Source organism: Methylopila turkensis (assembly GCF_027922325.1).
Taxonomy (GTDB): Bacteria; Pseudomonadota; Alphaproteobacteria; order Rhizobiales; family Methylopilaceae; genus Methylopila; species Methylopila turkensis.
Genome location: NZ_BSFL01000002.1, coordinates 706,413 through 731,989, shown reverse-complemented (window position 1 = coordinate 731,989; position 25,577 = coordinate 706,413). Strand labels below are relative to the sequence as shown.

Here is a 25,577-nt window from a genome sequence, read left to right as displayed (position 1 = left end):
CACCGAGGGACGCTATTCGCGGCCGTCATGGTATGCAATATTCCATTTCTAGGTGCGATGCAGCAATATTCTAAATGATTAGAAGCCGACGCTGAATGAATGCTGACGTACCTGTGGTATACACTTGTCACGCAATCGCGAGGGGTGGAGCGGGCGCCGCATGTCGGAGAACGGACTCGAACTGCAGCCGATCGAGGGTCTGCAGAGCCTCAAGGCGCGCACCTACGAGGCGCTGAAAACCGCGATTTTCGAGATGAATCTCTACGACGAGAAGGCCCAGCTCAAACTGGACGAGCGCGCGCTCGCGCTGAAGTTCGGCGTCAGCCGCACGCCGCTCCGGGAGGCGCTGGCGCAGCTCGAGCAGGAGGGTCTGGTGCGCACGGCGCCACGGCGCGGCATCTTCATCGTGCGCCGGACCAAGGCCGAGATCCTGGAGATGATCACCGTTTGGGCCGCGCTCGAAAGCATGGCGGCCCGTCTCGCGACCGTGGTCGCGCGCGACGCCGAGATCGCCGCCCTGCACGGCCTGACCGACACGTTCTCGAGCGCCGACGTCGACGCCCACATGGGCGAGTATTCGGACGCCAACATCCGCTTCCACGCCGCCATCATCGCTCTGTCGCGGTGCAAGCTGATCGCGGACATCACGAGCGGGCTGTTCATGCATGTCCGCGCCATCCGGCAGCGGACCATCGTCGAGGCGGACCGCGCGCGGCGTTCGATCATCGATCACAAGGAGATCGTCGAGGCGCTGGAGGCGCGCAACGGCGAACGCGCCGAACGCCTAGTGCGGGAGCACACGCTCCGGCTCCGGGACCACGTCGAGCGCTACGTCACGATCGACTGAAGCGGCGGCGCGCGCCGCCGCAAGGCCCGGGCGGGCCCGGGCGGCGCGCGCCGGAGGTCAGTGCGAGGCGTCAGCGGACGCCGAGCAGCTCCACGTCGAACACCAGGGTCGCGTTCGGCGGGATGACGCCGCCGGCGCCGCGCGCGCCGTAGCCGAGCTCGGCCGGGATGGTCAGCGTGCGCTTGCCGCCGACCTTCATGCCGGCGACGCCCTCGTCCCAGCCCTTGATCACCTGGCCTGCGCCGAGGCGGAAGGCGAACGGGTCGCCGCGGTCGCGCGACGAGTCGAACTTGGCGCCCTTGGCGCCGTTCTGGTCCAGCCAGCCGGTGTAGTGGACCTGCACCGTCTTGCCCGCCACGGCCTCGGCGCCGGAGCCGACGACCTCCTCCTGGATTTTGAGCCCGGAAGGCAGCGTCTTGGTTTCGGCGGCGGATGCGGAAAGGGTCATGGCGAGGGTCAGGGCTCCTGTGGCGAGGGCGAGCGAACGGATCATCAGACGGCTCCTCCTTCACGCCGCCGCGCGCGTGCCGGCGCGGTCGGCCGGCGGGTTATAGCGCGGTCGACTGGCGTTCAAACAGGGACGGCCGAAGCCGGGGAGAATCAGCCCGCGCGGGCCGCCGCAAGGCTCAGCATGCTTTCCTGAACCACGCGCTCGTGGCTCTCGGCATGGCTCTTGACCCGGTACTGCGGCTCCAGGTCGTCGCGCATCGCGGGGAGCAGGCGGACGATCTCGACCACGCCGCCGGAGCGGCCGACGCTGCTGGGCGACAGCTCGAGACGCTGTCCAATTTTGTATTTGTGGGATTCTGACATGAAGTCTTGTACCATGCCGCGCAGGGTTTGACAGCATCCGCGGACAGGCGCCGAAAATAAATCGCCCTCGGGGCTCACGGGAACTCCGGACCGCGCGCGCTTGATAATTTCGCCGCACGGCCTATGTTGCGCATGAATTTTTCGCGCGCTTTCGTGAAATTTTCCGCCTGACGCGCTCCGCTGTCGGGCTTTCATCGCCTTTTCCGAGGGCGTCCACCGCGCGATGGCTGACCGGCGCGCGGGTCGAGCGCATTTTCCTCCGCGCCCGTCCCCTTCCGCCGGACCGCCGCCCGCCGCAAGCCAAGGAGATCACGTGCAGGTTCTCGTACGCGACAACAACATCGAGCAGGCGCTCAAGGCCCTGAAGAAGAAGATGCAGCGCGAAGGCGTCTTCCGGGAAATGAAGCAGCGCAAGGCCTATGAGAAGCCGTCCGAGAAGCGCGCCCGGCAGAAGTCCGAGGCGGTGCGCCGGGCTCGCAAGGTCGCGCGCAAGGCCGCGCAGCGGGAGGGGCTGATCCCCGGTCCGAAGAAGAAGCCGCGGCCGATGGGACGTCCCCGCGCCGGCGGCGCGCCCACGTCGGATGCGGTGCGTCCGGCGGCCGCCATCGGCGGCTGAACCCCGGCCACGTTCCAGATGTCGAGGCCCCCTTCCGCCCCGCGGGAGGGGGCTTTTTCGTGCGCGGCCGGAGCCCACGTGACGCTGGGGCGGCGCGTCGCTATATCAGGTGCGAACCCTCGATCGGCCGCCCGTCGCGCGCGGCCCGCCTGACGCCCCCGGAGGCCTTATGTCGTCCGCATCCGACAAGACGCCCGTCACCGTGCTCACCGGCTATCTCGGCGCCGGCAAGACCACGCTGCTCAACCGCATCCTCTCGGAGCCGCACGGCAAGAAATACGCCGTCATCGTCAACGAGTTCGGCGAGATCGGCATCGACAACGACCTCGTCGTCGGCGCCGACGAGGAAGTGTTCGAGATGAACAACGGCTGCATCTGCTGCACCGTGCGCGGCGACCTGATCCGCATCCTCGAAGGCCTGATGAAGCGGAAGGGCAAGTTCGACGCGATCATCGTCGAGACCACCGGCCTCGCCGACCCCGCGCCGGTCGCGCAGACCTTCTTCATCGACGAGGAGGTCGGCCGCAAGGCCCGGCTCGACGCCGTCGTCACCGTCGCCGACGCCAAGTGGCTGACCGACCGGCTGAAGGACGCGCCCGAGGCCAAGAGCCAGATCGCCTTCGCCGACGTGATCCTGCTCAACAAGACCGACCTGGTCTCGGGCGAGGAGCTGGAGGAGGTCGAGGCCCGCATCCGCGGCATCAACCCCTACGCCCGCATCATCCGCACGGTGAAGAGCGCCGTCGCCCTGGACGAGGTGCTGGACAAGGGCGCGTTCGACCTCGACCGCATCCTCAGCATCGAGCCGGCCTTCCTGGAGGCCGACGACCACGACCATCACCATCACGGCCATGATCATGGTCATGACCACCACCATCACGAGCACGGGCCGGACTGCGGCTGCGGCCACGACCATCATCATGACCACGGGCATGAGAAGCACGACCACGGCGCGCACGCGCATGGCGGCCTGAAGCACTACCACGACGAGACCATGCAGTCGGTCGCGCTTGAGATCCCGGGGGAGGTCGATCCCAACAAGTTCATGCCCTGGGTCAACGCGCTGGCGCAGTCCGACGGCCAGAACTTCCTGCGCTGGAAGGGCATCCTCGCGTTCAAGGGCGAGGACCGCCGCTTCGTGTTCCAGGGCGTGCACATGATCCTCGACGGCGACCTGCAGCGCGAGTGGAAGGCCGACGAGGCCCGCCGCTCCAAGCTGGTCTTCATCGGCAAGGAGCTCGACGAGGCGAAGCTGCGCCGCGAGTTCGAGGCCTGCGCGGCCTAAAAAACCGCGGCGCTCCGTGTCCCGGCGTCGAGCCGGGGCCGGCGCCCGACAGCGTTCCGCACGTCATTCGAGCGGCGCCCGCGCGGCTTTCCCGCCGGCGGCGTTTCTGGGTCCCGGCGCTAAGGCCGGGACGCGAGGCCTGAGTTTTTCCCCCTATGTCCATGCCCATCGAAGCCGGTTACCCCTCCCTCTCCGACCGCGTCACGACGGTCGAGGCCGGGGCCTATGTGGTCGCGGCGACGTTCCTCGGGGACGCGGCCGTGTTCGCGCTTGGCGACGGTTCGGTGCTGTTCTCGGGCGAGGACGGCGACACCCGCGCGCCTGCCCATGACGGTGGCGTGCTGTGCGCGGCCGTCGCGCCGGGCGTGCTCGTCACCGGCGGCGACGACGGCAAGGCGTTGCGCTTCAAGGCGGGCGCCGCCCCGGAGACCGTCGGCGAGGCTCAGGGCTGGATCGACGCGGTGGCGATCGGACCGGACGGCGCGGTGGCGTGGTCGTCGGCTAAGAAGGTGTTCGCCCGCGACGGCAAGGGCGGCCTCCGCACCTACGAGGCCCCCTCCGCCGCGCGCGGGCTCGCCTTCGCGCCCAAGGGCTACCAGCTCGCCGTCGCGCGCTACAACGGCGTCTCGCTCTGGTTCCCGCGCGCCGAGGGCGCGCCGAAGGAGCTGTCCTGGAAGGGGAGCCATGTGGACGTCACCTTCGCCCCCGACGGCCGCTTCGTGGTGACGACCATGCAGGAGAACGCGCTGCACGGCTGGCGCGTCGCCGACGGCGCGCACATGCGCATGTCGGGCTATCCCGGCAAGGTGCGCTCGCTCGACTGGACCGCGGACGGCAAGTGGCTCGCCTCCGCCGGCGCCGACGCCGCCATCATCTGGCCGTTCCAGGCCAAGGACGGGCCGATGGGCAAAGCGCCGAAGGAGCTCGGCGTCCGGCCCTCGCGGGTCGCCCGCGTCGCGGCCCACCCCAAGGCGCCCGTGATCGCGCTCGGCTACGAGGACGGCTGCATCCTGCTGGTGCGGATGGCCGACGGCGCCGAAATCCTGGCGCGCCCCGCGCTCGCCGGCGGCCCCGTCACGGCGCTCGGCTGGGACCGTATCGGATCCCGCCTCGCCTTCGGGACCGAGGACGGCGCGGCGGGCGTGGTCGCGCTGCCGGAAGGCTGAGAATGGCCCGCCCGCGCGTCGCGATCATCGGCGCCGGAATGGCGGGTCTCGCCGCGGGCCGCGCGCTTGTCGACGCCGGCTTCGCCGTTCAACTGTTCGACAAGGGCCGCGCCCCCGGCGGCCGGTTGTCCTGGCGCCGCGGGGAGGCCGCAAGCTTCGACCACGGCGCTCAGTATGTCCGCGCCAAAAACGAGGCGTTCGCGATCTACCTCGAGGCGGCCGAACGCGCCGGCTGCGCCGCGCGCTGGCCGGAGGCGGAGGCCGCGCGCGGCGACGGACGGCCCGCCTATGTGGGCCTGCCCGGCATGAGCGGCCTCGTCGGCCCGATCGGCCGGGGCCTTGATGTGGCGAGCGCCACGCAGGTCGGCGACGCCAGCCGCTCCGACGACGGGTGGCGGCTCGCCGACGCGCACGGCGCCGGGCTCGGCCGCTTCGACGCGCTGGTGGTTGCGATCCCCGCCCCGCAGGCGCTCGGCCTGTTCGAAGGGCATCCGCTCGCCGATCCGCTGCGGGACGCCGCCTACGCGCCATGCTGGACCGCGATGTTCGCCTTCGGCCAAGGCGTCGAGCTTCCGCAGATCGAGCGCGACGACGACGGCCCGCTCGCGTGGGTCGCGCATGACGGCGGGAAGCCGGGCCGCGGCGGCGCGGCGACGCTGGTCGTCCAGGCCGGGCCGGACTGGTCCGCCTCGAACCTCGAACGTTCGCGCGAGGAGGTCGCGGCAGACATGCTCGCGGCGCTGCGGGCGCGACATCCCGCCCTGCCGGCGCCGGCGCAGGTCGACGCGCACCGCTGGCGCTTCGCGCAGGTGATCCGGGCGATCGGCGCGCCTTGCGTCGTGGAGGCCGACGCCGGCCTCGCCTTCTGCGGCGACTATTGCCTTGGACCCCGCGTGGAGGCCGCATTCGACAGCGGCCGCGCCGCGGGCTCCGCGCTCGCCCGCCTGCTGGGCTGAACGCGACCGCGGCTGCGAGATCAATCTTCGCACACGCGGGAACCGGCTGCGGCGGCTTGCGTTTCCCCAGCTTGATCCAGAGAGCGTGGGGGTTCGCATGAACGAGGCGGTGACGCTCGTGGAAAGCGCGGCCGATCGGCTGTCCTGGCTGCCGGATTGGGGCGCGAGCCTGATCCTGTTCGTCATCGGCGCGGCGGTCGCCGTCGGCGCCCATCGCCTCGCGTTTCGCATGCTGACGACGTTCGTGGCCGACCGCAGCCTGTTCTGGCGTTCGCTCGTGTCTCGCACACGCGGTCCGACGCGCTTGGCGGCGCTAATCCTCTCCCTGTCGATCGTGTCGTCCGCGGCGCCGCTCAGCGACGGCCAAAGCGACGCCATCCGGCACGGCCTGCTGGTGGCCTTCATGATCCTGGTCGGCTGGACGGCGACGACGGCGCTGCACATCTGGACCGTCATCTATCTCAGGAAGTTCAAGCTCGACTCCGAAGACAACCTGCTGGCGCGCAAGCACCTGACGCAGATGAAGATCTTCGAGCGCGCCGGCGTCACCCTGCTTGTCGTCGTCACCATCGGCGCCGCCCTGATGACCTTCGACGGCGTGCGGCAATACGGCGTGTCGCTGCTCGCCTCCGCCGGCGCCGCGGGCCTCATCCTCGGCCTCGCCATGCAGCCGGTGCTCGCCAACCTGGTGGCCGGCATCCAACTCGCGATCACCCAGCCGATCCGGCTCGACGACGCCATCGTGGTGGAGAACGAGTGGGGCTGGGTCGAGGAGATCACCGCGACCTACGTCGTGGTGCGACTGTGGGATTGGCGGCGGCTGGTGCTGCCGCTGAAGTACTTCATCGAGAAGCCGTTCCAGAACTGGACCCGCGAGGGCGCCTCCATCATCGGAACGGTGATGCTCTATGTGGACCACGCCGCGCCGATCGCGCTGATGCGGGAGAAGCTCGAGGAACTGGCCAGGGCGAGCGCGCTCTGGGACGGGCGGGTGGTCAACCTGCAGGTCTCCGACGCCATGGAGCACGTCATCCAGGTGCGCCTGCTGGTCTCCGCCGGCAGCTCTCCCCGGGCCTGGGACCTCCGCTGCGAGATGCGGGAGAAGATGATCGGCTGGCTCGCCGAGGAGCACCCTCACGCGCTGCCGCGCTTGCGGGCGGACATGGGCCGCCAGCCCACGTCCGATCCGCATCAACGCCCGGCTCGCGAGAGCGCGCGGGAAAGCCTTGCTCCGGCGACGCCCGCGGCCCCGCGCCGCGCGCGCCAGCCGGCGCGCGCCTGATCGTCAGGCGCGGGTGACGGCGTCTGCGTCGATGTCCTCGATCCGCACCGCGCCGACCTGCTTCATGATGGTCTCGAACTCGCGCTGCATGATGGTCAGCACCGCGGCGACGCCGGGCTCGCCGAAGGCCGCGAGGCCCCAGCAATAGGGCCGGCCGATGCAGACCGCGGTCGCGCCGAGCGCCAGCGCTTTTAGGACGTCGGTGCCGCGCCGGAAGCCGCCGTCGATCAGGACGGGGACCTTGCCGTTCACCGCCTTCAGCACCTCGGGGAGCGCGTCGATGGTCGGGTAGAGGCTCTCCTCCGCGCGGCCGCCGTGGTTCGAGACGATGATGGCGTCGACCCCGTGCTTCAGCGCCTCCTCGGCGTCCTCGTGGGTGACGATGCCCTTCAGCACCAGCTTGCCCTTCACGATCTTGCGGAGCCGGTCGACATAGTCCCAGGTCATGCCGGTGCCGTAGAGGTTCGTGACCTTCGTGACGTCGAGGTCGTCGAACATCGGCTTGCGGCTGACCTCGTTGACGAAGCCGCCGCCGTGGCAGTCGGTGCAGGTGCGGCTGTCCTCGCGGCGCAGGCGGAACAGCGTCTCGGTGTTGCGGCCGCCCTGCCGGTCGACGGTGAGCACGATGGCCGGCGCGCCGGCGGCCTCCGCGCGCTTCACCAGCGCCTCCGTCACGGCCCAGTCGTCGGTTGGGTAGAGCATGTACCAGACCGGCGCGCCGCGGGCCTCGGTGACGTCCTCGATCGAGGTGGAGCCCACCGTCGACAGGATCACGCCGTTGCCCTTGAGCTTGGCCGCCTTCGCGACCGCGCTCTCCGCCTCCGGGTGGAACGCGCCCTGGCTTGAGACCGGCGCCAGCATGATCGGCGTGCCGAACTTCTGGCCGAAGATCGTGACGCTGGTGTCGATCTTGCGGACGTCGATCAGGCGCCGCGCGCGGATGCGGATGCGCGAGAAGGCCTCATGGTTGGCCTTGAGCGTCAGGTCGCCGTCGACGCCGCTCGCGAGGTAGCCGTAATGGGCCGGCGGCAGCGCCTTCTTTGCGGCGGGCTCGAAGTCGAACACGTTCAGCGCCTGCTCCGGCGCCGAGATGATCCCGTCCGCGGTCGCCTGCTGGGGCGCGCGCAGCACGTCGTAGCTCTGCGCGAAGGCGTCGGTGGAGCCGGCCGTGAGCGCAGCGGCGAGCGCGCTCATCGCGGTCGGCGTCATCACCGGGCTCGCGGCGAGGAAGCGCAGAAAGGCGCGCCGGTCGGAGAGTCGCGCGTCGGATGGCTCGGAGGTTTGGATGAGGTCGGACAAGGCGTCGTCTCCATTCGCAGAATTGCGGGAGTCCCGCGCGAATGGCCGGATCGGCGGCGATCGGCGCGGCGGGATTCCGGCCGCCGCTGGCGACGACCGGACGACACAGGCTGTATACGACTAAAGTCTAATCGCAAAGATCAGAATGATTAGAGACCGCAGCCGGTCGCCTTGCAAGCGGAGCGGTTTCCCGGAACCCGGTCAGCGCGCCCGCCGCGCCCGGCGGATGACCCAGATCGCAAGGGCGCCGAAGGCCGCGAAGAAGAAGATGTTGAACCAGGGAATGATGGTGGGGTTCGGTTCGGTGCGGCGGATGTTGATGGCGTTCGGGAACCACGAGAGCAGGTTCACGCGCCAGCCGTATTTGGTGACGATGGCGAGCCCCTTCTCCGAGGCGATCGACGCCGCGACGGCCTGGACGTCGGCGCTGTTGAACTTCAGGTAGAACGGAAAGCCCCAGCCGGTGTCCTCGTTGCGATAGACGTGCGGAGCCTTGGTCTCCGCGTCCTCGGCGAAGATGTAGTAGACGTCCCGCCCCGTCTGCGGGCGGTCTCCGCCCTGCAGCGGCCTGCCGCTCATGTCGACCCGGCGGTTCTCGACCCCGATGATGCGCACCACGTCGTGCCGCGGCAGGTAGTAGTGCAGGAACGCCGCGCCCGGCAGCACCGCGAGCAGGGCCACGACGGCGATGATCACGCGGGTGCGGTCGAACATGGGACGGAGGCTCCTCGGGTCGGGGACGGGCGTCCGTTATGTGGGACGCGGGCGGCGCGCAACAATCGCAGGCGACGGCGAGCGGCCGACAATCCCGCGGTCCGGGCCGTCAATCCAGCCATGCGCGACCACCGTCATCGTTGGCACGGCGCTCGCTTCGCCTTTCGTCGCAATGTGGGCGACAGCGGGAGCGGCGGCATGGGAATGATCGAACTGGTGGTGGCGATGTGCCTGCAGGCGGAGCCCGCGGCGTGCCGGATCACGCGGACCGCGCTCGTGGGCTCGCCGAACTCCTGCGCCTCCGCCGACAGCGAAAGCGTCCGGGAGCCCGGCTGGTACATGGCGCGCTGGACCTGTCGCTGGCGGCGGTGACGGGCGGACGCCGCGTGGCGCCGCGCCCGCCGTTCGCTCACCGCACCAGAAAATTCCGGAACTGCCAGGGGTCGCTCTCGTCGAGGTCCTCCGGGAACAGGCCGGGCCGGTTCTCGAGCGGCGTCCAGTCGGTGTAGTAGCCGTTCACCGGGCCGAGGTAGGGCTTCTGGATTTCGAGGCAGCGCTTGAAGTCCATCTCGTCGGTCTCGACGATGCCCTCGTTCGGGTTCTCGATCGCCCAGACCATGCCGGCGAGGATCGCCGAGGTCACCTGAAGGCCGGTCGCGTTCTGGTAGGGCGCGAGCGTCCGCGTCTCCTCGAGCGAAAGCTGTGAGCCGTACCAGTAGGCGCCTTTGGCGTGGCCGTAGAGCAGCACGCCGAGCTCGTCGATCCCGTCGACCAGCTCGTCCTCGTCGAGCACGTGAAGGGTGTCCTGCACCTTGCCCTCGGCGCCGAACAGCTCGTGCCACGACAGCACCGCGTCGTCGGCGGGGTGATAGGCGTAATGGCAGGTCGGTCGGTAGACGGCCTTGCCGTCCTCCCAGACCGTGAAGTAGTCGGGGATCGAGATCGACTCGTTGTGGGTGACGAGGAAGCCGTACTGCGGCCCCGGCGTCGGGCACCAGGTGCGGACCTTGGTCGCGGCGCCCGGCTGCATCAGGTAGATCGCGGCGGCCTTCGGATCGTCATGCGTCTTCGCGTTCTCGGGCATCCAGGTCTCGTGCGTGCCCCAGCCGAGCTCCGCCGGCTGCAGGCCCTCCGAGATGAAGCCCTCGACCGACCAGGTGTTAAGGAACACGCCGCGCGGCTTCGGGTCGGTGGTGCGCTGGGTGTCGCGCTCGGCGATGTGGACGCCCTTCACGCCGATCTGGCGCAGCAGCGCCGCCCATTCCTCGCGGTTCGTCGGCTCCGGCGTGTTGAGGTTGAGGTCGGCCGCGATGTTGAGCGCCGCCTGCTTCACGAAGAACGACACCATGCCGGGGTTCGCCCCGCAGGTGGAGACGGCGGTGGGCAGGCCTTTCGGGCTGCGGGCGCGCAGATCGAGCGTCATCTGGCGCAGCGCGTAGTTCGAGCGCTCCGACGGGCCCTTGGTCTTGTCGAAATAGAAGCCGAGCCACGGCTCGTTGACCGTGTCGATGTAGAGGACGCCGAGCTCCTGGCAGAGCGCGATCAGGTCGGCCGAGCCGGTGTCCACCGAGAGGTTCACGCAGAAGCCGCGGCCTTCGCCTTTGGTCAGCAGCGGCGTCAGCAGCTCGCGGTAGTTCTCCTTCGTCACATGCTTCTGGATCAGCTCGTAGCCGTGCTTGTCCAGGATGTGCTTGTTGTGGTCGCTCGGGTCGATGAAGAAGAAGCGCTCGCGGTCGAACTCGAAATGCCGCTCGATCAGCGGCAGCGTGCCTCGGCCGATGGAGCCGAAACCGATCATCACGATGGGGCCGTCGATCTTGGCGTACACCGGATGGTCAGACATTTTGGGGCGGCTCCGTCTTTAGGATGATATGGCGGCAAGCCGGGCGATAAAGGCGGATCGGACCGTCAAAATCAACCGCGCGCGACGCCGCTCCGGCGACCTGCGACGTCGCCGGAGCGGCGTCGCGGCGGGCTACAGCCACCGCTTGCGTCTGAAGAAAGCGTAGAGGCCGCCGCAGACCACGGCGATGACGCCGAGGACCACGAAGTAGCCGTAGCGCCAATGCAGCTCCGGCATGTGGTCGAAGTTCATGCCGTAGACGCCGGCGATCGCGGTCGGCGCCGCGAGGATCGCGGCCCATGACGCGAGCTGGCGGGCGATCGCCGTCTGCTGCGCCTGCCCCAGCATCATGCTCGCCTCGAAGGCGAAGGCGAGCACCTCGCGCATCGCGTCGATGTCGTCGCGCGTGCGGTCGATCCGCCCCGTGACGTCGCGGAAGCGCGGCGCCATCTCCGGATCGATCGCGATCACGTCGGAGCGCTCCAGCCGCCGGCACACGTCGAGCAGCGGCGTCGCCGCGGTCCGGAGCCGCAGCAGGTTGCGCCGCAGCCGGTACAGCCGCTCGATCCGGCCCGGCGGCTGCTCGCCCTGCAGCACGTGGTCCTCGATCCGCTCGACCTGCGCCCGGATCTTCTCCAGCACCCCGTCGTAGTTCGAGACGATGAAGTCGAGCAGCGCATAGAGGATGTAGTCCTCGCCGTGCGTCAGCGCGGCGGGCGAGGCCTCGCAGCGCTCCCGCACCGGCGTGTAGGACGAGGACGCGCCGTGGCGGATCGACACGACGTAGCCGCGGCCGACGATGATGTGCGTCTCGCCGAGCGCGAGCTGCCCGTCGACGATCTGCGCCGTGCGCGCCGTGATGAAGCAGCCGTCGCCATAGGTCTCGAGCTTCGGCCGCGGGTGCTCGCGCAGCGCCTGCCGGATCGCGAGCTCGTGCAGGCCGAGCTGCCGCTGGACGCGCCGGAGCAGCGGCTCGGGCGGATCCTTCAGACCGATCCAGACCACGTGGCCGGGACGGGCCGCCCAGTCGCCGGCCTCGTCCACCGCGATCTCGGACAGCCGCCTGCCGTCGGCGTACACCCCCGCCGCGACCAGGCCGGGCTCCGCCCCTGCGGGCGTCGGCGCGTCTGGCTTGGTCTCGGTCATGGGGGCGTCCGGCGGAACGGCGCGGCGGCGGCCGCGCGCAAGGACCCAGAAGCTGTCAGGGACCATGGACGGGGTCCAGTCCTGCGGCGACCGCCGGACCCGGCGCGGGAGCGGCGCGCCGGGTCCGGCGCCAGGACTGCCGCGCGGGACGATCGATCGCCTCTATCGCGCGATTTTACTATCGCATCGAAAAATTATACTGCGCGGCCGTTGGTCACCGGGACGCCGGCGCATTGGCATGCCAGATTCCGCCAGCGCGAAGCCGCCGCAAGCCTCCCTCCGAAAGTCGACCTCGCTTAGGCCGTCGTTTCGAGGGCATCTTGCGGCGTCGTGCGCATGCCCTGCGCGGCGGGCGACCGCGCGCGACCTCCGTCCGGCGGGCGCGGCGCCTACCAGCGAAACTAAAGTCGACCATATCGTGTTAGAAGATTTTCTGAATGACAAGAATAGGTCGACTGAATTACCCGAGACGAGCTGACAGAATGACTGGTTTTGATGTAGCGTGACCAGCTGTCGCATAGTCAATCACTGACCGATGTTTATTTTGCGCGGCAATCACGCGCTTGAGGAGGAAACGATGGCGAGACGCCCCGGTAAGAACTTCCTGTTCGTCCCCGGCCCGACGAACGTTCCGGAGCGCGTGCTTCGGGCCATGATGGTCAGCCAGGAAGACCACCGCTCGCCGATCTTTCCGGAGCTGACCAAGCCGCTCTACGAGGGCCTGAAGAAGGTCTACAAGTCCAAGGACGGCCAGGTCTTCATCTTCCCGTCCTCGGGCACCGGCGGCTGGGAAGCCGCGCTCACGAACACGCTCGCCCCCGGCGACAAGGTGCTGACGGCCCGCTTCGGCCAGTTCAGCCACCTCTGGGTCGACATGGCGCAGCGCCTCGGCCTGGACGTACAGATCCAGGAAGAAGAGTGGGGCACCGGCGCCCACGAGGAGAAGATCGAAGAGGCTCTCGTCGCCGACAAGAACCACGAGATCAAGGCCGTCATGGTCGTCCACAACGAGACGGCGACCGGCGTGACCTCGAACATCGGCGCGATCCGCAAGGCGATGGACGCCGCCGGCCATCCGGCGCTGCTGTTCGTCGACTCGGTCTCGGGCCTCGGCTCGATCGACTTCCGCTTCGACGAGTGGAAGGTCGACTGCGCCGTCTCCGGCTCGCAGAAGGGCCTGATGCTGCCGGCCGGCCTCGGCTTCGTCTGCGTCAGCCAGAAGGCGCTCGGGCTGCGCAAGAACGCGGGCCTGAACAAGGTCTATTTCGACTTCCAGGACCACATCAACACCAACCCCTCCGGCTACTTCCCCTACACGCCGGCGACCAACCTGCTGCACGGCCTGCGCGAGTCGCTCGCCTGCATCGAGGAAGAGGGTCTGGAGAACATCTTCCGCCGCCATCACGTGCTGGCCGAGGCCACCCGCCGGGCCATCGACGCCTGGGGCCTCAAGCTCTGCGCGAAGTCGCCCCGCTGGCACTCCGACACAGTGTCGGCGATCGTGGCGCCGGAAGGCATCGACGCGGCGAAGATCATTCGCCACGCCTATGACCGCTACAACCTGGCGCTCGGCGCGGGCCTCTCGAAGGTCGCTGGCCGCGTGTTCCGCATCGGCCATCTCGGCGACCTGAACGAGCTGATGCTGCTCGGCGCCATCGCCGGCGCGGAGCTGTCGATGCTCGACAACGGCGTGAAGATCAAGGCCGGCTCCGGCGTCGGCGCCGCGCAGGAGTATCTGCGCGACAACCCGATCGAGGCGCAGGCCGCAGCTCCCAAGGCGGCCTGACCGGACATGAATCGACCGGGCGCGCTTGAATGCGCGCGCCCGGTCGGCATTGTTCCGGAGCCAACGAAGCGCCTGACGCACGCCGCGGAGCTCCTTCCGCGCCGGCTGGCGCATGGGGAGCGCAATGACGCACAAGATCGTCTTTCTTGACCGCGAGAGTGTCGACGCCAACGTCCGCGCGCCGAACTTCCCGCACGACTACGTCGAATACCAGTCCACCTGGACGCCCGACGAGATCGTCGAGCGCCTGAAGGACGCCGACATCGCCCTGATCAACAAGGTGCCGATGCGGGCGGACGTGCTGAAGCAGCTTCCCAAGCTGAAGCTGATCGCCGTCGCCGCCACCGGCACGGACGTGGTCGACAAGGCCCAGGCCAAGGCCCAGGGCGTCACCATCTCCAACATCCGCGGCTACGCCTTCAACACCGTGCCGGAGCACGTGATCGGCCTGATCTTCGCGCTGCGCCGCGCGATCGTGCCCTACGCCAATTCGGTGAAGCGCGGCGATTGGAACAAGTCGCAGCAGTTCTGCTACTTCGACTATCCGATCTACGACGTCGCCGGCTCGACCCTCGGCATCGTCGGCTACGGCGCGCTCGGCAAGTCGATCGGCAAGCGGGCCGAAGCGCTCGGCATGAAGATCCTGCCCTACGACGTCTTCCCGCAGGACGGCCTGGTCGATTTCGAGACCGTGCTGACCCAGTCCGACGTCATCACCATTCATGTTCCGCTGACGCCCGACACCAAGAACATGTTCGGGGCCGAGCAGTTCAGGAAGATGAAGAACAGCGCGATCCTCATCAACACCGCCCGCGGCGGGCTGGTGGACGAGCCGGCGCTGCTCGAGGCGCTGAAGTCGGGCGAGATCGGCGGCGCGGGCTTCGACGTGGTGGCGCAGGAGCCCCCGAAGGACGGCAACATCCTGTGCGACGCCGACCTGCCGAACCTGATCGTCACGCCGCACGTGGCGTGGGCGTCCAAGCAGGCGATGCAGATCCTCGCCGACCAGCTGATCGACAACGTCGAGAACTTCGTCGCCGGCAAGCCGACGAACGTCGTGGAGTGAGGCCCGGCGCCGGGCGGCCGCGGCCGCGCCCCCGGCGCTCAACCTTCGACAACATCATCCGCCGAAAGCGCGGACAGGGAAGAACATGACCAAGAAGCTTCTGTTCCAATTCGACACCGATCCGACCCCGAGCGTCTTCGACGTGGTCGTGGGCTATGACGGCGGCGCCGACCACATCACCGGCTACGGCAATGTCACGCCCGAGAACGTCGGCGCCTATGTCGACGGCACGATCTACACCCGCGGCGGCAAGGAGAAGCAGTCGACGGCGATCTTCGTCGGCGGCGGCGACATGGCGGCCGGCGAAGCGGTCTACGATGCGGTCCAGAAGCGGTTCTTCGGACCGTTCCGCGTCTCCACCATGCTGGACTCGAACGGCTCGAACACCACGGCCGCAGCCGGCGTCGCGCTCGCCGTCAAGGCGCTTGGCGGCGACGTCAAGGGCAAGAAGGCCGTGATCCTGGCCGGCACCGGCCCGGTCGGCATGCGCTCCGCCGCGATGCTCGCCATCGAGGGAGCCTCGGTCACGATCGTCGGGCGCGCGCTCGACAAGGCCCAGAAGGCCGCGGCCAACATCGAGAAGCGCTTCAACGTGAAGATCGACGCGGTCGAGGCCAAGTCCGCCGAGGACCGCGCCAAGGCGGTCGCGGGCTCGAACCTCGTGTTCTCCGCCGGCGCGATCGGCCTCGAGCTGCTGGCCGAGGACGTCTGGAAGTCGGAATCCTCGATCGAGATCGTGGTCGACTACAACGCCCAGCCGCCGCTCGGCATCGGCGGCATCGACGCGATGGACAAGGCGAAGGAGCGTCACGGCAAGCTGGCGCTCGGCGCGCTCGGCCTCGGCGGCCTGAAGCTCAAGCTGCACCGCACGCTGATCGGCAAGCTGTTCGAGGCGGCGGACCAGTCCTTCGACGCCCACGAGATCTACGCGCTCGCGAAAGAGATGGCGTGATGGCGCGCGAACAGACCCTCGGCGTCTTCCTCGACGAGCTCGCGAGCGAGGCTCCGACGCCCGGCGGCGGCGGCGCGGCCGCGATCTCCGGGGCCATGGGCGCGGCGCTGGTGTCGATGGTGGCGAACCTCACCGTCGGCAAGCCGAAATACGCCGAGGTCGAGGAGCAGGTGAAGGCGGTGCTGGCGAAGTCCGAGGCGCTCCGCGCCAAGCTCACCGACGCCGTCGCCGACGACGTCAAGGCGTTCGACGCCGTGATGGGAGCCTACGGGCTCCCGAAGGGCGAGGACGACGCGGCCAAGGCCGCGCGCACCGCCAAGATCCAGGCGGCGCTGAAGGAGGCGACCGACGTGCCGCTGGAGGCCGCGCGGCTCTGCCGCGAGGCGATCGAGCTGTCGGCGGAGATCGCCGAGATCGGCAACCTCAACGTCATCTCGGACGCGGGCGTCGCCGTGCAGTCGGCCTATGCCGGCCTGATGAGCGCGGCGCTCAACGTCCGCGTCAACGCCAAGTCGATCAAGGACCGCGACTTCGCGGAAGCACGGCTCGCCGAGCTTGAGACCCTGATCGGCGAGGCCACCGCGCTCACCGCCAAGACCTACGAGCTCGTCAAGTCCAAGCTGGCGTGAAGACCGGCGCCGAGCTCGCGACAGACCCGAAACGCAAGGAGGATCGTGATGGACGTTCACGAGTACCAAGCTAAGGAGCTTCTCGCGAGCTTCGGCGTCGCCGTGCCCAAGGGCGCGGTCGCCTTCAGCCCGGACCAGGCGGTCTACGCCGCGACCGAACTCGGCGGATCGTTCTGGGCCGTGAAGGCTCAGATCCACGCCGGCGCGCGCGGCAAGGCCGGCGGCGTCAAGCTCTGCCGCACCTACAACGAGGTGCGGGACGCCGCCAAGGGCATGCTCGGCAAGCGCCTCGTCACGATCCAGACCGGGCCGGAAGGCAAGCCGGTCCAGCGCGTCTACGTCGAGGCGGCGGACCCGTTCGAGCGCGAGCTCTATCTCGGCTACGTGCTCGACCGGAAGGCCGAGCGCGTGCGCGTCATCGCCTCCACCCGCGGCGGCATGGAGATCGAGGAGATCGCCAAGACCGAGCCGGAAGCGCTGATCCAGGTCGTGGTGGAGCCCGCCGTCGGCCTGCAGCAGTTCGAGGCCCGCGAGCTCGCCTTCAAGCTCGGCCTCAACATCAAGCAGGTCGCGGCCGCGGTGCGGGTGATCATGAACGCCTACCGCGCGTTCCGCGACACCGACTGCACCATGCTCGAGATCAACCCGCTGGTCGTCACCCGCGACGACCGCGTGCTGGCGCTCGACGCCAAGATGTCGTTCGACGACAACGCGCTGTTCCGCCGGCACAACGTCGCCGACATGCACGACCCCTCGCAGAGCGATCCGCGCGAGGCGCAGGCGGCCGAGCACAACCTCAGCTACATCGGCCTCGAGGGCGAGATCGGCTGCATCGTCAACGGCGCCGGCCTCGCCATGGCGACCATGGACATGATCAAGCACGCCGGCGGCGAGCCGGCGAACTTCCTCGACGTCGGCGGCGGCGCGAGCCCCGACCGCGTCGCGACAGCCTTCCGGCTGGTGCTGTCGGACAAGAACGTCAAGGCGATCCTCGTCAACATCTTCGCCGGCATCAACCGCTGCGACTGGGTCGCGCAAGGCGTGATCCAGGCCGCGAAGGAGGTGAAGATCGACGTGCCGCTGGTCGTGCGCCTCGCCGGCACCAACGTGGAGGCCGGCAAGAAGATCCTCGAGGACAGCGGCCTCGACCTGATCGCCGCCGACACGCTGACGGAAGCCGCCCAGAAGGCGGTCGCGGCCTGCGACGCCTTCAAGAAATCCGCGGCCTGAAGCTTAAGGGGAGGATACGGCCATGAGCATTCTCATCGACGAAAAGACCCCGATCATCGTCCAGGGCGTCACGGGCGACAAAGGCACCTTTCACGCCAAGGAGATGATCGAGTACGGCTCGAACGTCGTCGGCGGCGTGACGCCGGGCAAGGGCGGCCAGACCCATCTCGGCCTGCCGGTGTTCAACACCGTCAAGGACGCGGTCGCCGCCACCGGGGCCACCACTTCGATCACCTTCGTCGCCCCGCCCTTCGCGGCGGACGCGATCATGGAGGCCGCGGACGCCGGGTTGAAGCTGGTCTGCTCCATCACCGACGGCATCCCCGCCCAAGACATGATGCGGGTGAAGCGCTACCTCTACCGCTACCCGAAGGAGCGGCGGACCATGGTGGTGGGCCCCAACTGCGCCGGCATCATCTCGCCGGGCAGGTCCATGCTCGGCATCATGCCCGGCCACATCTACCTCAAGGGCAACGTCGGCGTGATCTCGCGCTCGGGCACGCTCGGCTACGAGGCCGCGAGCCAGATGAAGGCGCTCGGCATCGGCATCTCGACCTCGGTCGGCATCGGCGGCGACCCGATCAACGGCTCGTCCTTCCTCGACCACCTTGCGCTGTTCGAGCAGGATCCTGAGACGGTCGCCGTGCTGATGATCGGCGAGATCGGCGGCCCGCAGGAGGCCGAGGCCTCGGCCTGGATCAAGGACAACATGTCGAAGCCGGTGATCGGTTTCGTGGCGGGCCTCACCGCGCCGAAGGGCCGGCGCATGGGGCACGCCGGCGCGATCATCTCCGCTCAGGGCGACAGCGCGGCCGAGAAAGCGGAGATCATGAAGTCGTACGGCCTGACGGTCGCGCCCTCGCCGGGCGATTTCGGCACGACCGTTGCAGAAGTCCTCGGCAGGCTGAAGAGCGCGGCCTGATCCGCGACGATCCGGGCGGCGGCGCCTGTTCCTTGCGCCGTCGCCCTGCGTCATCCGCCTGCGGCCTCGGCGCCTCGCGCCCGAACACATGGACCTCGCGATGACCCTGCATCCCCAGTTCTCCCTTTCGGCGCCGGTTTCCATGGACAGCTTCGCCCCGCCGATGATCACCGGCACAGAGCCGGACGCCGCGACGGAAATCCTGTTCCGCGCCCTGGTCGACGTCTGCCGCCGCCACGCGCCGGAGCTCGAGGCCGTGCTGAAGGGCGAGGCCGACATCTCCCAGCTCACGCCCGAGCTCATGGGCCGGGCGCTGCACGCGCAGGGGCTGTGGTTCCGGCTGCTGTCGATCGTCGAGGAGAACACCGCGATGCGCCGGCGCCGCAACGTCGAGCGCACGCAGGGGCGCGCGGCGGTCAACGGCACCTTCTCGCACGTGCTGGCGGAGGCGGTCGCGGCGGGCGTGAAGGCCGACGAGATCCACGCCCTGCTGAACGACATGCGCATCCGGCCGACGCTGACCGCCCATCCGACCGAGGCGAAGCGCGTCACGGTGCTGGAGAAGCTCAGGCGCATCTACCTGATCCTGCGCGAGCTCGAGCTGCCGCGCTGGACCGAGCGCGAGCGCAATTCGCTGATGGCGGAGCTGCGCGACCAGATCGAGCTGATCTGGATGACCGGCGAGCTGCAGCTCGAGAAGGCGACCGTGGTGCGCGAGGTCTCCTGGGGCCTGCACTTCTTCGACGAGTCGCTGTTCGACACCCTGCCGGAGCTGGTGGAGTCGCTCGAATCCTCGCTTGCCGAATACTATCCGGACGAAACCTTCGAGGTGCCCGCCTTCTTCCAGTTCGGCAGCTGGATCGGCGGCGACCGCGACGGCAACCCGTTCGTCACCTCCTCCGTCACCCGCACCACGCTGAAGCGCAACGGCCGCGCCTCCATGCGCCGCTTCCGCGCCAGGATCGTCGATCTCGGCAAGCTGCTCTCGATCACCGAGCAGGCGCTGCCGACGCCGATCTCGTTCCGCAAGGAGCTGACCGCGCGGCTCGCCGCGAGCGGCGACGGCGAGGCGATCCAGGCGCGCAATCCCGGCGAGCATTTCCGCCAGTTCCAGACCTGCATCCTGCGCAAGCTCGACGCCACCATCGAGCGCAACAAGGAGGAGCCGGTCATCCTGCCCGGCCCGTTCTACGTGGACGCGGACGAGCTCATCAACGATCTCAGGGCGCTGGAGCAGGGGCTGACCGACGCCGGCTGCCGCTCGCTCGCGACCAACCAGGTGCGCCCGGTGCGCCGGATGGTGGAGATCTTCCGGTTCTCGACCGTTCTGCTCGACATCCGCGAGAACTCGACCCGCACCACCAACACGCTGCGGGAGATGTGGGCGGCGGTCGAGGGCGCGACGCCCGCCGACGCGCCGGACGTCGAGTCGAGCGCCTGGCGCGCCTGGCTCACCGCCGAGCTGTCCAAGCCGCGCACCACGCGCCGCGTGCTCGAGGGTCTGTCGGACGAGGCCCGGGAGACGCTCGCGACCTTCGCGCTCGTCGGCGAGATGCGCACCGAACTCGACCGCGAGGCGGTCGGCTGCTTCATCCTGTCGATGACGCGCTCGGTCAACGACATCCTCGGCGTCTACCTGCTCGCCAAGGAGGCGCGCATCTATCTCGACAGCCCCGGCGTCGAGATCTGCCAGCTGCCGATCGTGCCGCTGTTCGAGACCATCGAGGACCTGCGCGCCGCGCCGTCGATCATGAAGGAGCTGCTGTCGATCCCGCTGATCCGGCGCTCGGTGCGCTGGCAGGGCGGCTTCCATGAGGTGATGATCGGCTATTCGGACTCCAACAAGGACGGCGGCTACTTCGCATCCAACTGGGAGCTCTACAAGGCGCAGGCCAAGCTGACCGAGGTCGGCCAGCAGGCCGGCGTGCCGATCGCCTTCTTCCATGGCCGCGGCGGCTCGGTCTCGCGCGGCGGGGCGCCGACCGCGCGCGCGATCGCGGCCCAGCCGCCCGGCTCGATCCGCCGGCAGTACCGCGTCACCGACCAGGGCGAGGTGGTGTCGTTCAAATATTCGAACCGCGGCACCGCCGCCTACCAGATGGAGCTGACCGCGGCCTCCATCATGGAGCAGGTGCTGCGCTCGAAGACCGAGAAGCAGGGCTCCCGCCCCGAATTCGACGACGCCATGGAGGCGCTGTCGGGCGCCTCGCGGGCGATCTACATCCAGCTCATCCAGCACCCCGGCCTCGTCGAGTATTTCCAGAACGCGAGCCCGCTGGACGAACTCGCGCTGCTCAACATCGGCTCGCGCCCGGCGCGCCGGTTCGGCGCCCGCTCGCTCAGCGACCTGCGCGCGATCCCCTGGGTGTTCGCCTGGGCGCAGAACCGCCACATCATCACCGGCTGGTACGGCATCGGCTCCGCGCTCCAGAACTTCATCGAGGTGCGCGGCGAGGACGGCGAGACGCTGCTGAAGAGCATGTTCGAGCAGTCGAAGCCGTTCCGGCTGATCCTCGACGAGGTCGAGAAGACGCTGCGCATGGTCGATCTCTCGGTCGCGCGCGAATATTCGAAGCTCGCGCCCAACGCCCAGACCCGCGACGAAATCTTCGCGCTGATCGAGGCGGAGTACGCGCTGACCTGCGAGATGTGCCTGCGGGTCTCCGGCGGCGGCGAGATCGCGTTCCGCTACCCCGCGTTCCGCGAGCGGCTGTCCGAGCGCCTTCCGGTCATCAACCAGGTGAGCCGCGAGCAGGTGGAGCTTCTGCGCCGCTACCGCTCCGAGACGGACGAGTTCAAGCGGGAAGAGACAAAGTCCGCCCTTCTTCTTTCAATCAACTGCATCGCGGTCGGCTTCGGCGCGACGGGCTAATTCTTATCGGAAGTATTACGTCCGTATGACTTAGTCCGAACGGCTAGATTGTTCGCAAGGTCGGGCCCTATAAGGTCCGCGCTGAGCCGATTTGCTTGCACGAGCGCTCCAGGAGGAAACAATGAGCTTCACCCTTATCCAGCAGGCGACGCCGCGTCTGCACCGTTCCGAGCTGGCCGTGCCGGGTTCGAACCCGACCTTCATGGAGAAGTCGGCGGCGTCCAAGGCGGACGTGATCTTCCTCGACCTCGAGGACGCCGTCGCTCCCGACGACAAGGAGCAGGCGCGCAAGAACATCATCCAGGCCCTGAACGAGATCGATTGGGGCGCCAAGACCATGATGATCCGCATCAACGGTCTCGACACCCACTACATGTACCGCGACGTGGTGGACATCGTTGAGGCCTGCCCGCGCCTCGACATGATCCTGATCCCGAAGGTCGGCGTGCCGCAGGACGTCTACGCGATCGACGTGCTCGTCACCCAGATCGAGCAGGCCAAGAAGCGCGAGAAGAAGATCGGCTTCGAGGTGCTGATCGAGACCGCGCTCGGCATGGCGAACGTGGAGGCGATCGCGACCTCGTCGAAGCGGCTCGAGGCGATGTCCTTCGGCGTGGCGGACTACGCCGCCTCCTGCCGCACCCGCACCACCGTCATCGGCGGCGTGAACCCGGACTATTCCGTGCTCACCGACAAGGATGAGGCCGGCAAGCGCGAGACCCACTGGCAGGACCCGTGGCTGTTCGCCCAGCAGCGCATGCTGGTCGCCTGCCGCGCCTATGGCCTGCGGCCCATCGACGGCCCGTTCGGCGACTTCTCCGACCCGGACGGCTACCTCTCGGCCGCGCGCCGCTGCGCCGCCGCGGGCTACGAGGGCAAGTGGGCGATCCACCCGTCCCAGATCGAGCTCGCCAACGACGTGTTCACCCCGTCCGAGGCTGAGGTCACCAAGGCCCGGCGCATTCTGGAGGCCATGGAAGAGGCCGCCAAGGCCGGGCGCGGCGCCGTGGCGCTCGACGGCCGCCTGATCGACATCGCCTCCATCCGCATGGCCGAGGCGCTGATCGAGAAGGCCAACGCAATGAAGGCGGCCTGATCTTCGGCCGATCCGGATCATGACCCGCGGCCGGGGGCGCAAGCTTCCGGCCGTCTGCGTTTTGATGATCACGACGATCGCACGTGATCGTGTCGCAGGACCAGCGGCGCACGCGAAGTCCTCGCGAGGACTTCCGCCCAGTTTTGAACAATTATCAATTGGGCTGCTGAGTCTTGAAGTGAACGCGGGCTCCGCTTATTCCCGCAGCATTCCACGTTGTTGTGGCCGATCACGGAGGCAAGCACTTGGCGCTGTTCCATTTCGCGCGCGCGGCGCGCACGTCCGCCCTTCTCGCGGCCGGCGCGGCTGTCGCTCTCGGCTGCGCCTCGTCCGCTTTCGCCGCCTCCGGCGTCGCGCTTGAACTCAACCGGTTCGAGCCGCGCGACAAGGCCTGCCGGATCTCGCTGGTCGCCAACAACACCACCGACAAGGCGCTCGACAGCCTCAAGCTCGATCTCGTGTTCTTCGACAAGCAGGGCGTCATCTCCCGGCGCCTCGCGGTGGAGGCCGGCCCGCTGCGCGCCTCCAAGACCACCGTCAAGCTGTTCGAGGCGACCGAGATCGCCTGCGACGAGGTCAGCCGCGTGCTTCTGAACGACGTCACGAGCTGCGGCGCCGGAGCCGGCGAGGACTGCCTCGCGCTCGTCGGCGTAACCTCCCGCGTGAAGGACGTGGAGTTCTCGAAGTGAGGCTCGCCGCCGCGCTCCTCGCCCTCGCGCTCGCGGCCGGCGTCGCGGCCGGCCCGGCCGCCGCACAGCAGCAGCAGCCGGCGCCGTCTCCCGCGCAGACGCTGCCGCCCGCCGACGAGGTCCAGGCCGTCGAGCCCGGCCAGCCGCTGCCCGCGCCCTCGGCCGCCCAGCCGGCCGCAGGCGCGCCCGAGGCGGCGCAGCCCGACGCGGCGGGACAGGCGGGACAGCCCGCCGGCGTCCCCTCCGCCATGGCCGTCGACCCCAAGACCGTGCCGCACGACCTGTCGCCCTGGGGCATGTTCATGGCGGCGGACTGGGTGGTGAAGGGGGTCATGATCGGCCTCGCCTTCGCCTCGGTCGTCACCTGGACCATCTGGCTCGCCAAGTCGCTCGAGATCGCGGCCGCGACCGCGCGGGTGCGCGCCGGCCTCAGGGCGCTCGCCGGCGCCCGCTCGCTCCACGACGCGCAGCGCGCCTTCGAGAACCGCCGCGGCGCGATCGCCTCGTTCGTGGCCGCCGCCGAGGCCGAGATGGACGCCTCTAGCGACGCGCTGATCGCCGAAGGCGTGAAGGAGCGGCTGGCCTCGCATCTCCACCGGCTGGAGGTGCAGGCGGGCCGCAAGCTCACCGTCGGCACCGGCCTGCTGGCCACCATCGGCTCGACCGCGCCCTTCGTCGGCCTGTTCGGCACGGTCTGGGGCATCATGAACTCGTTCATCGGCATCTCGAACGCGCAGACCACCAACCTCGCGGTCGTCGCCCCCGGCATCGCCGAGGCGCTGCTCGCCACCGCGATCGGCCTTGTCGCGGCGATCCCGGCGGTGATCATCTACAACGTGTTCGCCCGCGCCATCACCGCTCACCGCGCCCAGCTCGCCGACGCCTCTCAGGCCGTGCAGCGGCTCGTCAGCCGCGACCTCGACCGCGCCGCGCTCATGCCCCGGCGCGCCAAGGCGGCGGAGTAAGGCCCGATGGCCGCGCGCATCGACGAAAGCGGCGGGGACGACCTCGTCGAGACCCACGAGATCAACGTCACGCCGTTCATCGACGTGATCCTGGTGCTGCTGATCATCTTCATGGTCGCGGCGCCGCTCGCGACCGTGGACGTCGGCGTCGACCTGCCGGCCTCGACCGTCAAGCCGCAGCCGCGGCCGGACAAGCCGGTCTATCTGACGGTGAAGCAGGACCTCGCGCTCGCCATCGGCAACGAGACGCTGCCGCGCGGCGCGGTCGGCGCCGCGCTCGAGAAGGCGACCCAGGGCGACCGCGAGCAGCGCATCTTCCTGCGCGCCGACAAGACCGTGCCCTATGGCGAGCTGATGGCCGTGATGAACGACATGCGCCGCGCGGGCTACCTCAAGATCGCGCTGGTGGCGATCGAAAGCGTCGGCGGCGATGGCGCACGCTGACGCGCTGACGCTGCTCTCCGACGATCGGGGAACGGCGCGCGACATCGCGCGCTGGACGCTCGCCGGCGCGGTGATCCTCGCGGCGCACGCGGGCGTCTGGGTCGTGCTGCAGAACGCGCCGCCGACCGCCGGCGTCGAGGCGCCGCCCGCGATCGAGATGGATCTGGTGCCGCCTCCGTCCGGCGAGGCGCAGACCGCGGACGCGGGAGCTTCGGTCGCGGACTCGCAGGCCTCGGCCGAGTCCGCGAACGAGGCGACCCCGGAAGAGACCGAGACGGTCGAGGACGAACCCGAGACGCTGCCGGAGCTTACGCCCGACGAAACGCCTCCGCCGCCGGACGAGACCGTCACCGCCGAAGCCGAACCGGAGCCGGTCGAGGCGCTGGAGCTCCCGCCGGACCTCGTCGAGGTTCCCGACGACGTCACGCCCGCGGTCGCTCTCCCGCCCGAGGACATGGTCGTCGCGAAGGAGGAAGAGCCGGAGAAGCCGAAGCCCATCGCGAAAAAGCCGGAGCCGAAGCGCCCGGTCGAGCGCCGGCGCGAGCCGGAGCGGGAGCAGGCCCGCAGGCCGACCCGCCAGCCGCCGCCGGCCGCCAACAGCGCGGCGCAGCGCGCCGGCGGCGCCTCGGGCGTGGCGAGCAATTCGGGCGCGGCGCGGGCCGCGGCGGCCGACTACAGCCGCCGCATCTCGGGGCTGCTCGCGGCCAACAAGCGCTATCCGGCCGCGGCGCAGGCGCAGCGGCTTCAAGGGCGCGGCTCGATCGCCTTCACCGTCTCCCGTTCGGGCGGCGTCAGCGGCGTGACGATCACCTCGAGCACCGGGCATTCGATCATCGACGCCGAGATGCAGGCGACCGTGCGCCGCGCGGCGGGCTCGTTCCCGCCGTTCCCCGCGGACATGCCGGGCGCGAGCAAGCGCTTCACGGTTCCGATGTCGTTCTCCGTGCCGCGCTGAGCTG

25 protein-coding genes are annotated in these 25,577 nt (G+C 69.2%); 19 read left to right on the top strand and 6 right to left on the bottom strand.

The features are described 5' to 3' along the window. The first annotated feature begins 160 nt into the window (after nucleotides 1–160). Nucleotides 161–847 (top strand): GntR family transcriptional regulator, encoded by a 687-nt coding sequence (locus tag PKE78_RS10185; protein ID WP_271200759.1) that lies wholly within the window; start codon nucleotides 161–163, stop codon nucleotides 845–847. Between the two features lie 70 nt (nucleotides 848–917). Here the strand turns inward: PKE78_RS10185 and PKE78_RS10180 are convergent, their stop codons facing one another. Beyond that, nucleotides 918–1,340 carry an FKBP-type peptidyl-prolyl cis-trans isomerase gene (locus PKE78_RS10180; RefSeq protein ID WP_378797611.1) on the bottom strand — a complete coding sequence of 141 codons (423 nt, stop codon included), beginning with the start codon at nucleotides 1,338–1,340 and terminating at the stop codon, nucleotides 918–920. A gap of 107 nt (nucleotides 1,341–1,447) precedes the next feature. Next, nucleotides 1,448–1,660 (bottom strand): hypothetical protein, encoded by a 213-nt coding sequence (locus PKE78_RS10175; protein WP_271200758.1) that lies wholly within the window; start codon nucleotides 1,658–1,660, stop codon nucleotides 1,448–1,450. A 313-nt stretch (nucleotides 1,661–1,973) separates the two neighbouring features. Between PKE78_RS10175 and rpsU the strand changes: the two genes are divergently transcribed. The 5 genes from rpsU to PKE78_RS10150 all read left to right on the top strand — a co-directional run bounded on the left by rpsU (nucleotide 1,974) and on the right by PKE78_RS10150 (nucleotide 6,965). Then, a complete protein-coding gene (gene rpsU, locus PKE78_RS10170; protein WP_271200757.1) occupies nucleotides 1,974–2,276 on the top strand; it encodes a 30S ribosomal protein S21 in 303 nt (100 codons plus the stop codon). A gap of 169 nt (nucleotides 2,277–2,445) precedes the next feature. Next, on the top strand, nucleotides 2,446–3,561 hold the full coding sequence (locus PKE78_RS10165; protein WP_271200756.1) for a CobW family GTP-binding protein: 1,116 nt from the start codon (nucleotides 2,446–2,448) through the stop codon (nucleotides 3,559–3,561). Nucleotides 3,562–3,716: 155 nt separating this feature from the next. Beyond that, nucleotides 3,717–4,727 carry a WD40 repeat domain-containing protein gene (locus PKE78_RS10160; RefSeq protein ID WP_271200755.1) on the top strand — a complete coding sequence of 337 codons (1,011 nt, stop codon included), beginning with the start codon at nucleotides 3,717–3,719 and terminating at the stop codon, nucleotides 4,725–4,727. Between the two features lie 2 nt (nucleotides 4,728–4,729). Next, the gene (locus PKE78_RS10155; protein ID WP_271200754.1) at nucleotides 4,730–5,683 is read left to right on the top strand and encodes an NAD(P)/FAD-dependent oxidoreductase; all 954 of its coding nucleotides are present in this window, start codon (nucleotides 4,730–4,732) and stop codon (nucleotides 5,681–5,683) included. Nucleotides 5,684–5,780: 97 nt separating this feature from the next. Further along, nucleotides 5,781–6,965: a mechanosensitive ion channel family protein gene (locus PKE78_RS10150; RefSeq protein WP_271200753.1), complete on the top strand. Its 1,185-nt coding sequence runs from the start codon at nucleotides 5,781–5,783 to the stop codon at nucleotides 6,963–6,965. A gap of 3 nt (nucleotides 6,966–6,968) precedes the next feature. Here PKE78_RS10150 and PKE78_RS10145 read toward each other — a convergent pair whose 3' ends face one another. Continuing rightward, nucleotides 6,969–8,264: an alpha-hydroxy acid oxidase gene (locus PKE78_RS10145; protein WP_271200752.1), complete on the bottom strand. Its 1,296-nt coding sequence runs from the start codon at nucleotides 8,262–8,264 to the stop codon at nucleotides 6,969–6,971. Nucleotides 8,265–8,465: 201 nt separating this feature from the next. Further along, a complete protein-coding gene (locus PKE78_RS10140) occupies nucleotides 8,466–8,978 on the bottom strand; it encodes a DUF1523 family protein (RefSeq protein ID WP_271200751.1) in 513 nt (170 codons plus the stop codon). A 198-nt stretch (nucleotides 8,979–9,176) separates the two neighbouring features. Here PKE78_RS10140 and PKE78_RS10135 point away from each other — a divergent pair, with 198 nt between their 5' ends. Beyond that, nucleotides 9,177–9,350, top strand: a complete 174-nt coding sequence (locus PKE78_RS10135) for a hypothetical protein (protein ID WP_271200750.1) — start codon at nucleotides 9,177–9,179, stop codon at nucleotides 9,348–9,350. Between the two features lie 37 nt (nucleotides 9,351–9,387). On the opposite strand, the gene PKE78_RS10130 is transcribed toward PKE78_RS10135, so the two are convergent. Together PKE78_RS10130 and PKE78_RS10125 are read right to left on the bottom strand one after the other, a co-directional pair. Next, on the bottom strand, nucleotides 9,388–10,821 hold the full coding sequence (locus PKE78_RS10130) for a homospermidine synthase (protein WP_271200749.1): 1,434 nt from the start codon (nucleotides 10,819–10,821) through the stop codon (nucleotides 9,388–9,390). A 132-nt stretch (nucleotides 10,822–10,953) separates the two neighbouring features. Then, on the bottom strand, nucleotides 10,954–11,967 hold the full coding sequence (locus tag PKE78_RS10125; protein ID WP_271200748.1) for a magnesium and cobalt transport protein CorA: 1,014 nt from the start codon (nucleotides 11,965–11,967) through the stop codon (nucleotides 10,954–10,956). A gap of 577 nt (nucleotides 11,968–12,544) precedes the next feature. Between PKE78_RS10125 and PKE78_RS10120 the strand changes: the two genes are divergently transcribed. The 12 genes from PKE78_RS10120 (at nucleotide 12,545) to PKE78_RS10065 (ending at nucleotide 25,573) form a co-directional block, all read left to right on the top strand. Then, nucleotides 12,545–13,753: an aminotransferase class V-fold PLP-dependent enzyme gene (locus PKE78_RS10120; RefSeq protein ID WP_271200747.1), complete on the top strand. Its 1,209-nt coding sequence runs from the start codon at nucleotides 12,545–12,547 to the stop codon at nucleotides 13,751–13,753. A gap of 124 nt (nucleotides 13,754–13,877) precedes the next feature. Beyond that, nucleotides 13,878–14,819: a D-2-hydroxyacid dehydrogenase gene (locus PKE78_RS10115; protein ID WP_271200746.1), complete on the top strand. Its 942-nt coding sequence runs from the start codon at nucleotides 13,878–13,880 to the stop codon at nucleotides 14,817–14,819. Nucleotides 14,820–14,904: 85 nt separating this feature from the next. Then, nucleotides 14,905–15,771 carry an NADP-dependent methylenetetrahydromethanopterin/methylenetetrahydrofolate dehydrogenase gene (locus PKE78_RS10110; protein WP_271200745.1) on the top strand — a complete coding sequence of 289 codons (867 nt, stop codon included), beginning with the start codon at nucleotides 14,905–14,907 and terminating at the stop codon, nucleotides 15,769–15,771. Then, the gene (gene fchA, locus PKE78_RS10105; protein ID WP_271200744.1) at nucleotides 15,771–16,400 is read left to right on the top strand and encodes a methenyltetrahydrofolate cyclohydrolase; all 630 of its coding nucleotides are present in this window, start codon (nucleotides 15,771–15,773) and stop codon (nucleotides 16,398–16,400) included. Before PKE78_RS10110 ends, fchA begins: the two co-directional genes overlap by 1 nt. A 48-nt stretch (nucleotides 16,401–16,448) precedes the next feature. Then, complete coding sequence (locus tag PKE78_RS10100; RefSeq protein ID WP_271200743.1) at nucleotides 16,449–17,630, top strand: malate--CoA ligase subunit beta; 1,182 nt, start codon at nucleotides 16,449–16,451, stop codon at nucleotides 17,628–17,630. Between the two features lie 22 nt (nucleotides 17,631–17,652). Continuing rightward, nucleotides 17,653–18,552 carry a succinate--CoA ligase subunit alpha gene (gene sucD, locus PKE78_RS10095; RefSeq protein WP_271200742.1) on the top strand — a complete coding sequence of 300 codons (900 nt, stop codon included), beginning with the start codon at nucleotides 17,653–17,655 and terminating at the stop codon, nucleotides 18,550–18,552. 100 nt (nucleotides 18,553–18,652) lie between these two features. Next, nucleotides 18,653–21,424 (top strand): phosphoenolpyruvate carboxylase, encoded by a 2,772-nt coding sequence (locus PKE78_RS10090; protein ID WP_271200741.1) that lies wholly within the window; start codon nucleotides 18,653–18,655, stop codon nucleotides 21,422–21,424. Nucleotides 21,425–21,545: 121 nt separating this feature from the next. After that, complete coding sequence (locus PKE78_RS10085; RefSeq protein WP_271200740.1) at nucleotides 21,546–22,520, top strand: HpcH/HpaI aldolase/citrate lyase family protein; 975 nt, start codon at nucleotides 21,546–21,548, stop codon at nucleotides 22,518–22,520. 245 nt (nucleotides 22,521–22,765) lie between these two features. Beyond that, nucleotides 22,766–23,209: a hypothetical protein gene (locus tag PKE78_RS10080; protein WP_271200739.1), complete on the top strand. Its 444-nt coding sequence runs from the start codon at nucleotides 22,766–22,768 to the stop codon at nucleotides 23,207–23,209. Beyond that, entirely contained in the window at nucleotides 23,206–24,174 is a 969-nt protein-coding gene (gene exbB, locus PKE78_RS10075; RefSeq protein ID WP_271200738.1) for a tonB-system energizer ExbB, read from the top strand. Before PKE78_RS10080 ends, exbB begins: the two co-directional genes overlap by 4 nt. A 6-nt stretch (nucleotides 24,175–24,180) precedes the next feature. Continuing rightward, nucleotides 24,181–24,618 carry a TonB system transport protein ExbD gene (gene exbD, locus PKE78_RS10070; RefSeq protein WP_271200737.1) on the top strand — a complete coding sequence of 146 codons (438 nt, stop codon included), beginning with the start codon at nucleotides 24,181–24,183 and terminating at the stop codon, nucleotides 24,616–24,618. Next, the gene (locus PKE78_RS10065) at nucleotides 24,605–25,573 is read left to right on the top strand and encodes an energy transducer TonB (protein ID WP_271200736.1); all 969 of its coding nucleotides are present in this window, start codon (nucleotides 24,605–24,607) and stop codon (nucleotides 25,571–25,573) included. The genes exbD and PKE78_RS10065 overlap by 14 nt, the downstream gene beginning before the upstream one ends. Nucleotides 25,574–25,577 lie beyond the last annotated feature (4 nt).

What these genes read in the sequence shown, in the direction of transcription:
- PKE78_RS10165 (WP_271200756.1), top strand. Translation starts at nt 2,446, where the DNA reads ATGTCGTCCGCATCCGACAAGACGCCCGTCACCGTGCTCACCGGCTAT.
- PKE78_RS10085 (WP_271200740.1), top strand. Translation starts at nt 21,546, where the DNA reads ATGAGCTTCACCCTTATCCAGCAGGCGACGCCGCGTCTGCACCGTTCC.
- PKE78_RS10140 (WP_271200751.1), bottom strand. Translation starts at nt 8,978, where the DNA reads ATGTTCGACCGCACCCGCGTGATCATCGCCGTCGTGGCCCTGCTCGCG.
- PKE78_RS10090 (WP_271200741.1), top strand. Translation starts at nt 18,653, where the DNA reads ATGACCCTGCATCCCCAGTTCTCCCTTTCGGCGCCGGTTTCCATGGAC.
- fchA (WP_271200744.1), top strand. Translation starts at nt 15,771, where the DNA reads ATGGCGCGCGAACAGACCCTCGGCGTCTTCCTCGACGAGCTCGCGAGC.
- PKE78_RS10100 (WP_271200743.1), top strand. Translation starts at nt 16,449, where the DNA reads ATGGACGTTCACGAGTACCAAGCTAAGGAGCTTCTCGCGAGCTTCGGC.
- PKE78_RS10125 (WP_271200748.1), bottom strand. Translation starts at nt 11,967, where the DNA reads ATGACCGAGACCAAGCCAGACGCGCCGACGCCCGCAGGGGCGGAGCCC.
- PKE78_RS10155 (WP_271200754.1), top strand. Translation starts at nt 4,730, where the DNA reads ATGGCCCGCCCGCGCGTCGCGATCATCGGCGCCGGAATGGCGGGTCTC.
- PKE78_RS10120 (WP_271200747.1), top strand. Translation starts at nt 12,545, where the DNA reads ATGGCGAGACGCCCCGGTAAGAACTTCCTGTTCGTCCCCGGCCCGACG.
- PKE78_RS10115 (WP_271200746.1), top strand. Translation starts at nt 13,878, where the DNA reads ATGACGCACAAGATCGTCTTTCTTGACCGCGAGAGTGTCGACGCCAAC.
- PKE78_RS10180 (WP_378797611.1), bottom strand. Translation starts at nt 1,340, where the DNA reads ATGATCCGTTCGCTCGCCCTCGCCACAGGAGCCCTGACCCTCGCCATG.
- exbD (WP_271200737.1), top strand. Translation starts at nt 24,181, where the DNA reads ATGGCCGCGCGCATCGACGAAAGCGGCGGGGACGACCTCGTCGAGACC.
- PKE78_RS10110 (WP_271200745.1), top strand. Translation starts at nt 14,905, where the DNA reads ATGACCAAGAAGCTTCTGTTCCAATTCGACACCGATCCGACCCCGAGC.
- PKE78_RS10065 (WP_271200736.1), top strand. Translation starts at nt 24,605, where the DNA reads ATGGCGCACGCTGACGCGCTGACGCTGCTCTCCGACGATCGGGGAACG.
- PKE78_RS10160 (WP_271200755.1), top strand. Translation starts at nt 3,717, where the DNA reads ATGTCCATGCCCATCGAAGCCGGTTACCCCTCCCTCTCCGACCGCGTC.
- sucD (WP_271200742.1), top strand. Translation starts at nt 17,653, where the DNA reads ATGAGCATTCTCATCGACGAAAAGACCCCGATCATCGTCCAGGGCGTC.
- PKE78_RS10130 (WP_271200749.1), bottom strand. Translation starts at nt 10,821, where the DNA reads ATGTCTGACCATCCGGTGTACGCCAAGATCGACGGCCCCATCGTGATG.
- PKE78_RS10185 (WP_271200759.1), top strand. Translation starts at nt 161, where the DNA reads ATGTCGGAGAACGGACTCGAACTGCAGCCGATCGAGGGTCTGCAGAGC.
- PKE78_RS10135 (WP_271200750.1), top strand. Translation starts at nt 9,177, where the DNA reads ATGGGAATGATCGAACTGGTGGTGGCGATGTGCCTGCAGGCGGAGCCC.
- PKE78_RS10150 (WP_271200753.1), top strand. Translation starts at nt 5,781, where the DNA reads ATGAACGAGGCGGTGACGCTCGTGGAAAGCGCGGCCGATCGGCTGTCC.
- PKE78_RS10175 (WP_271200758.1), bottom strand. Translation starts at nt 1,660, where the DNA reads ATGTCAGAATCCCACAAATACAAAATTGGACAGCGTCTCGAGCTGTCG.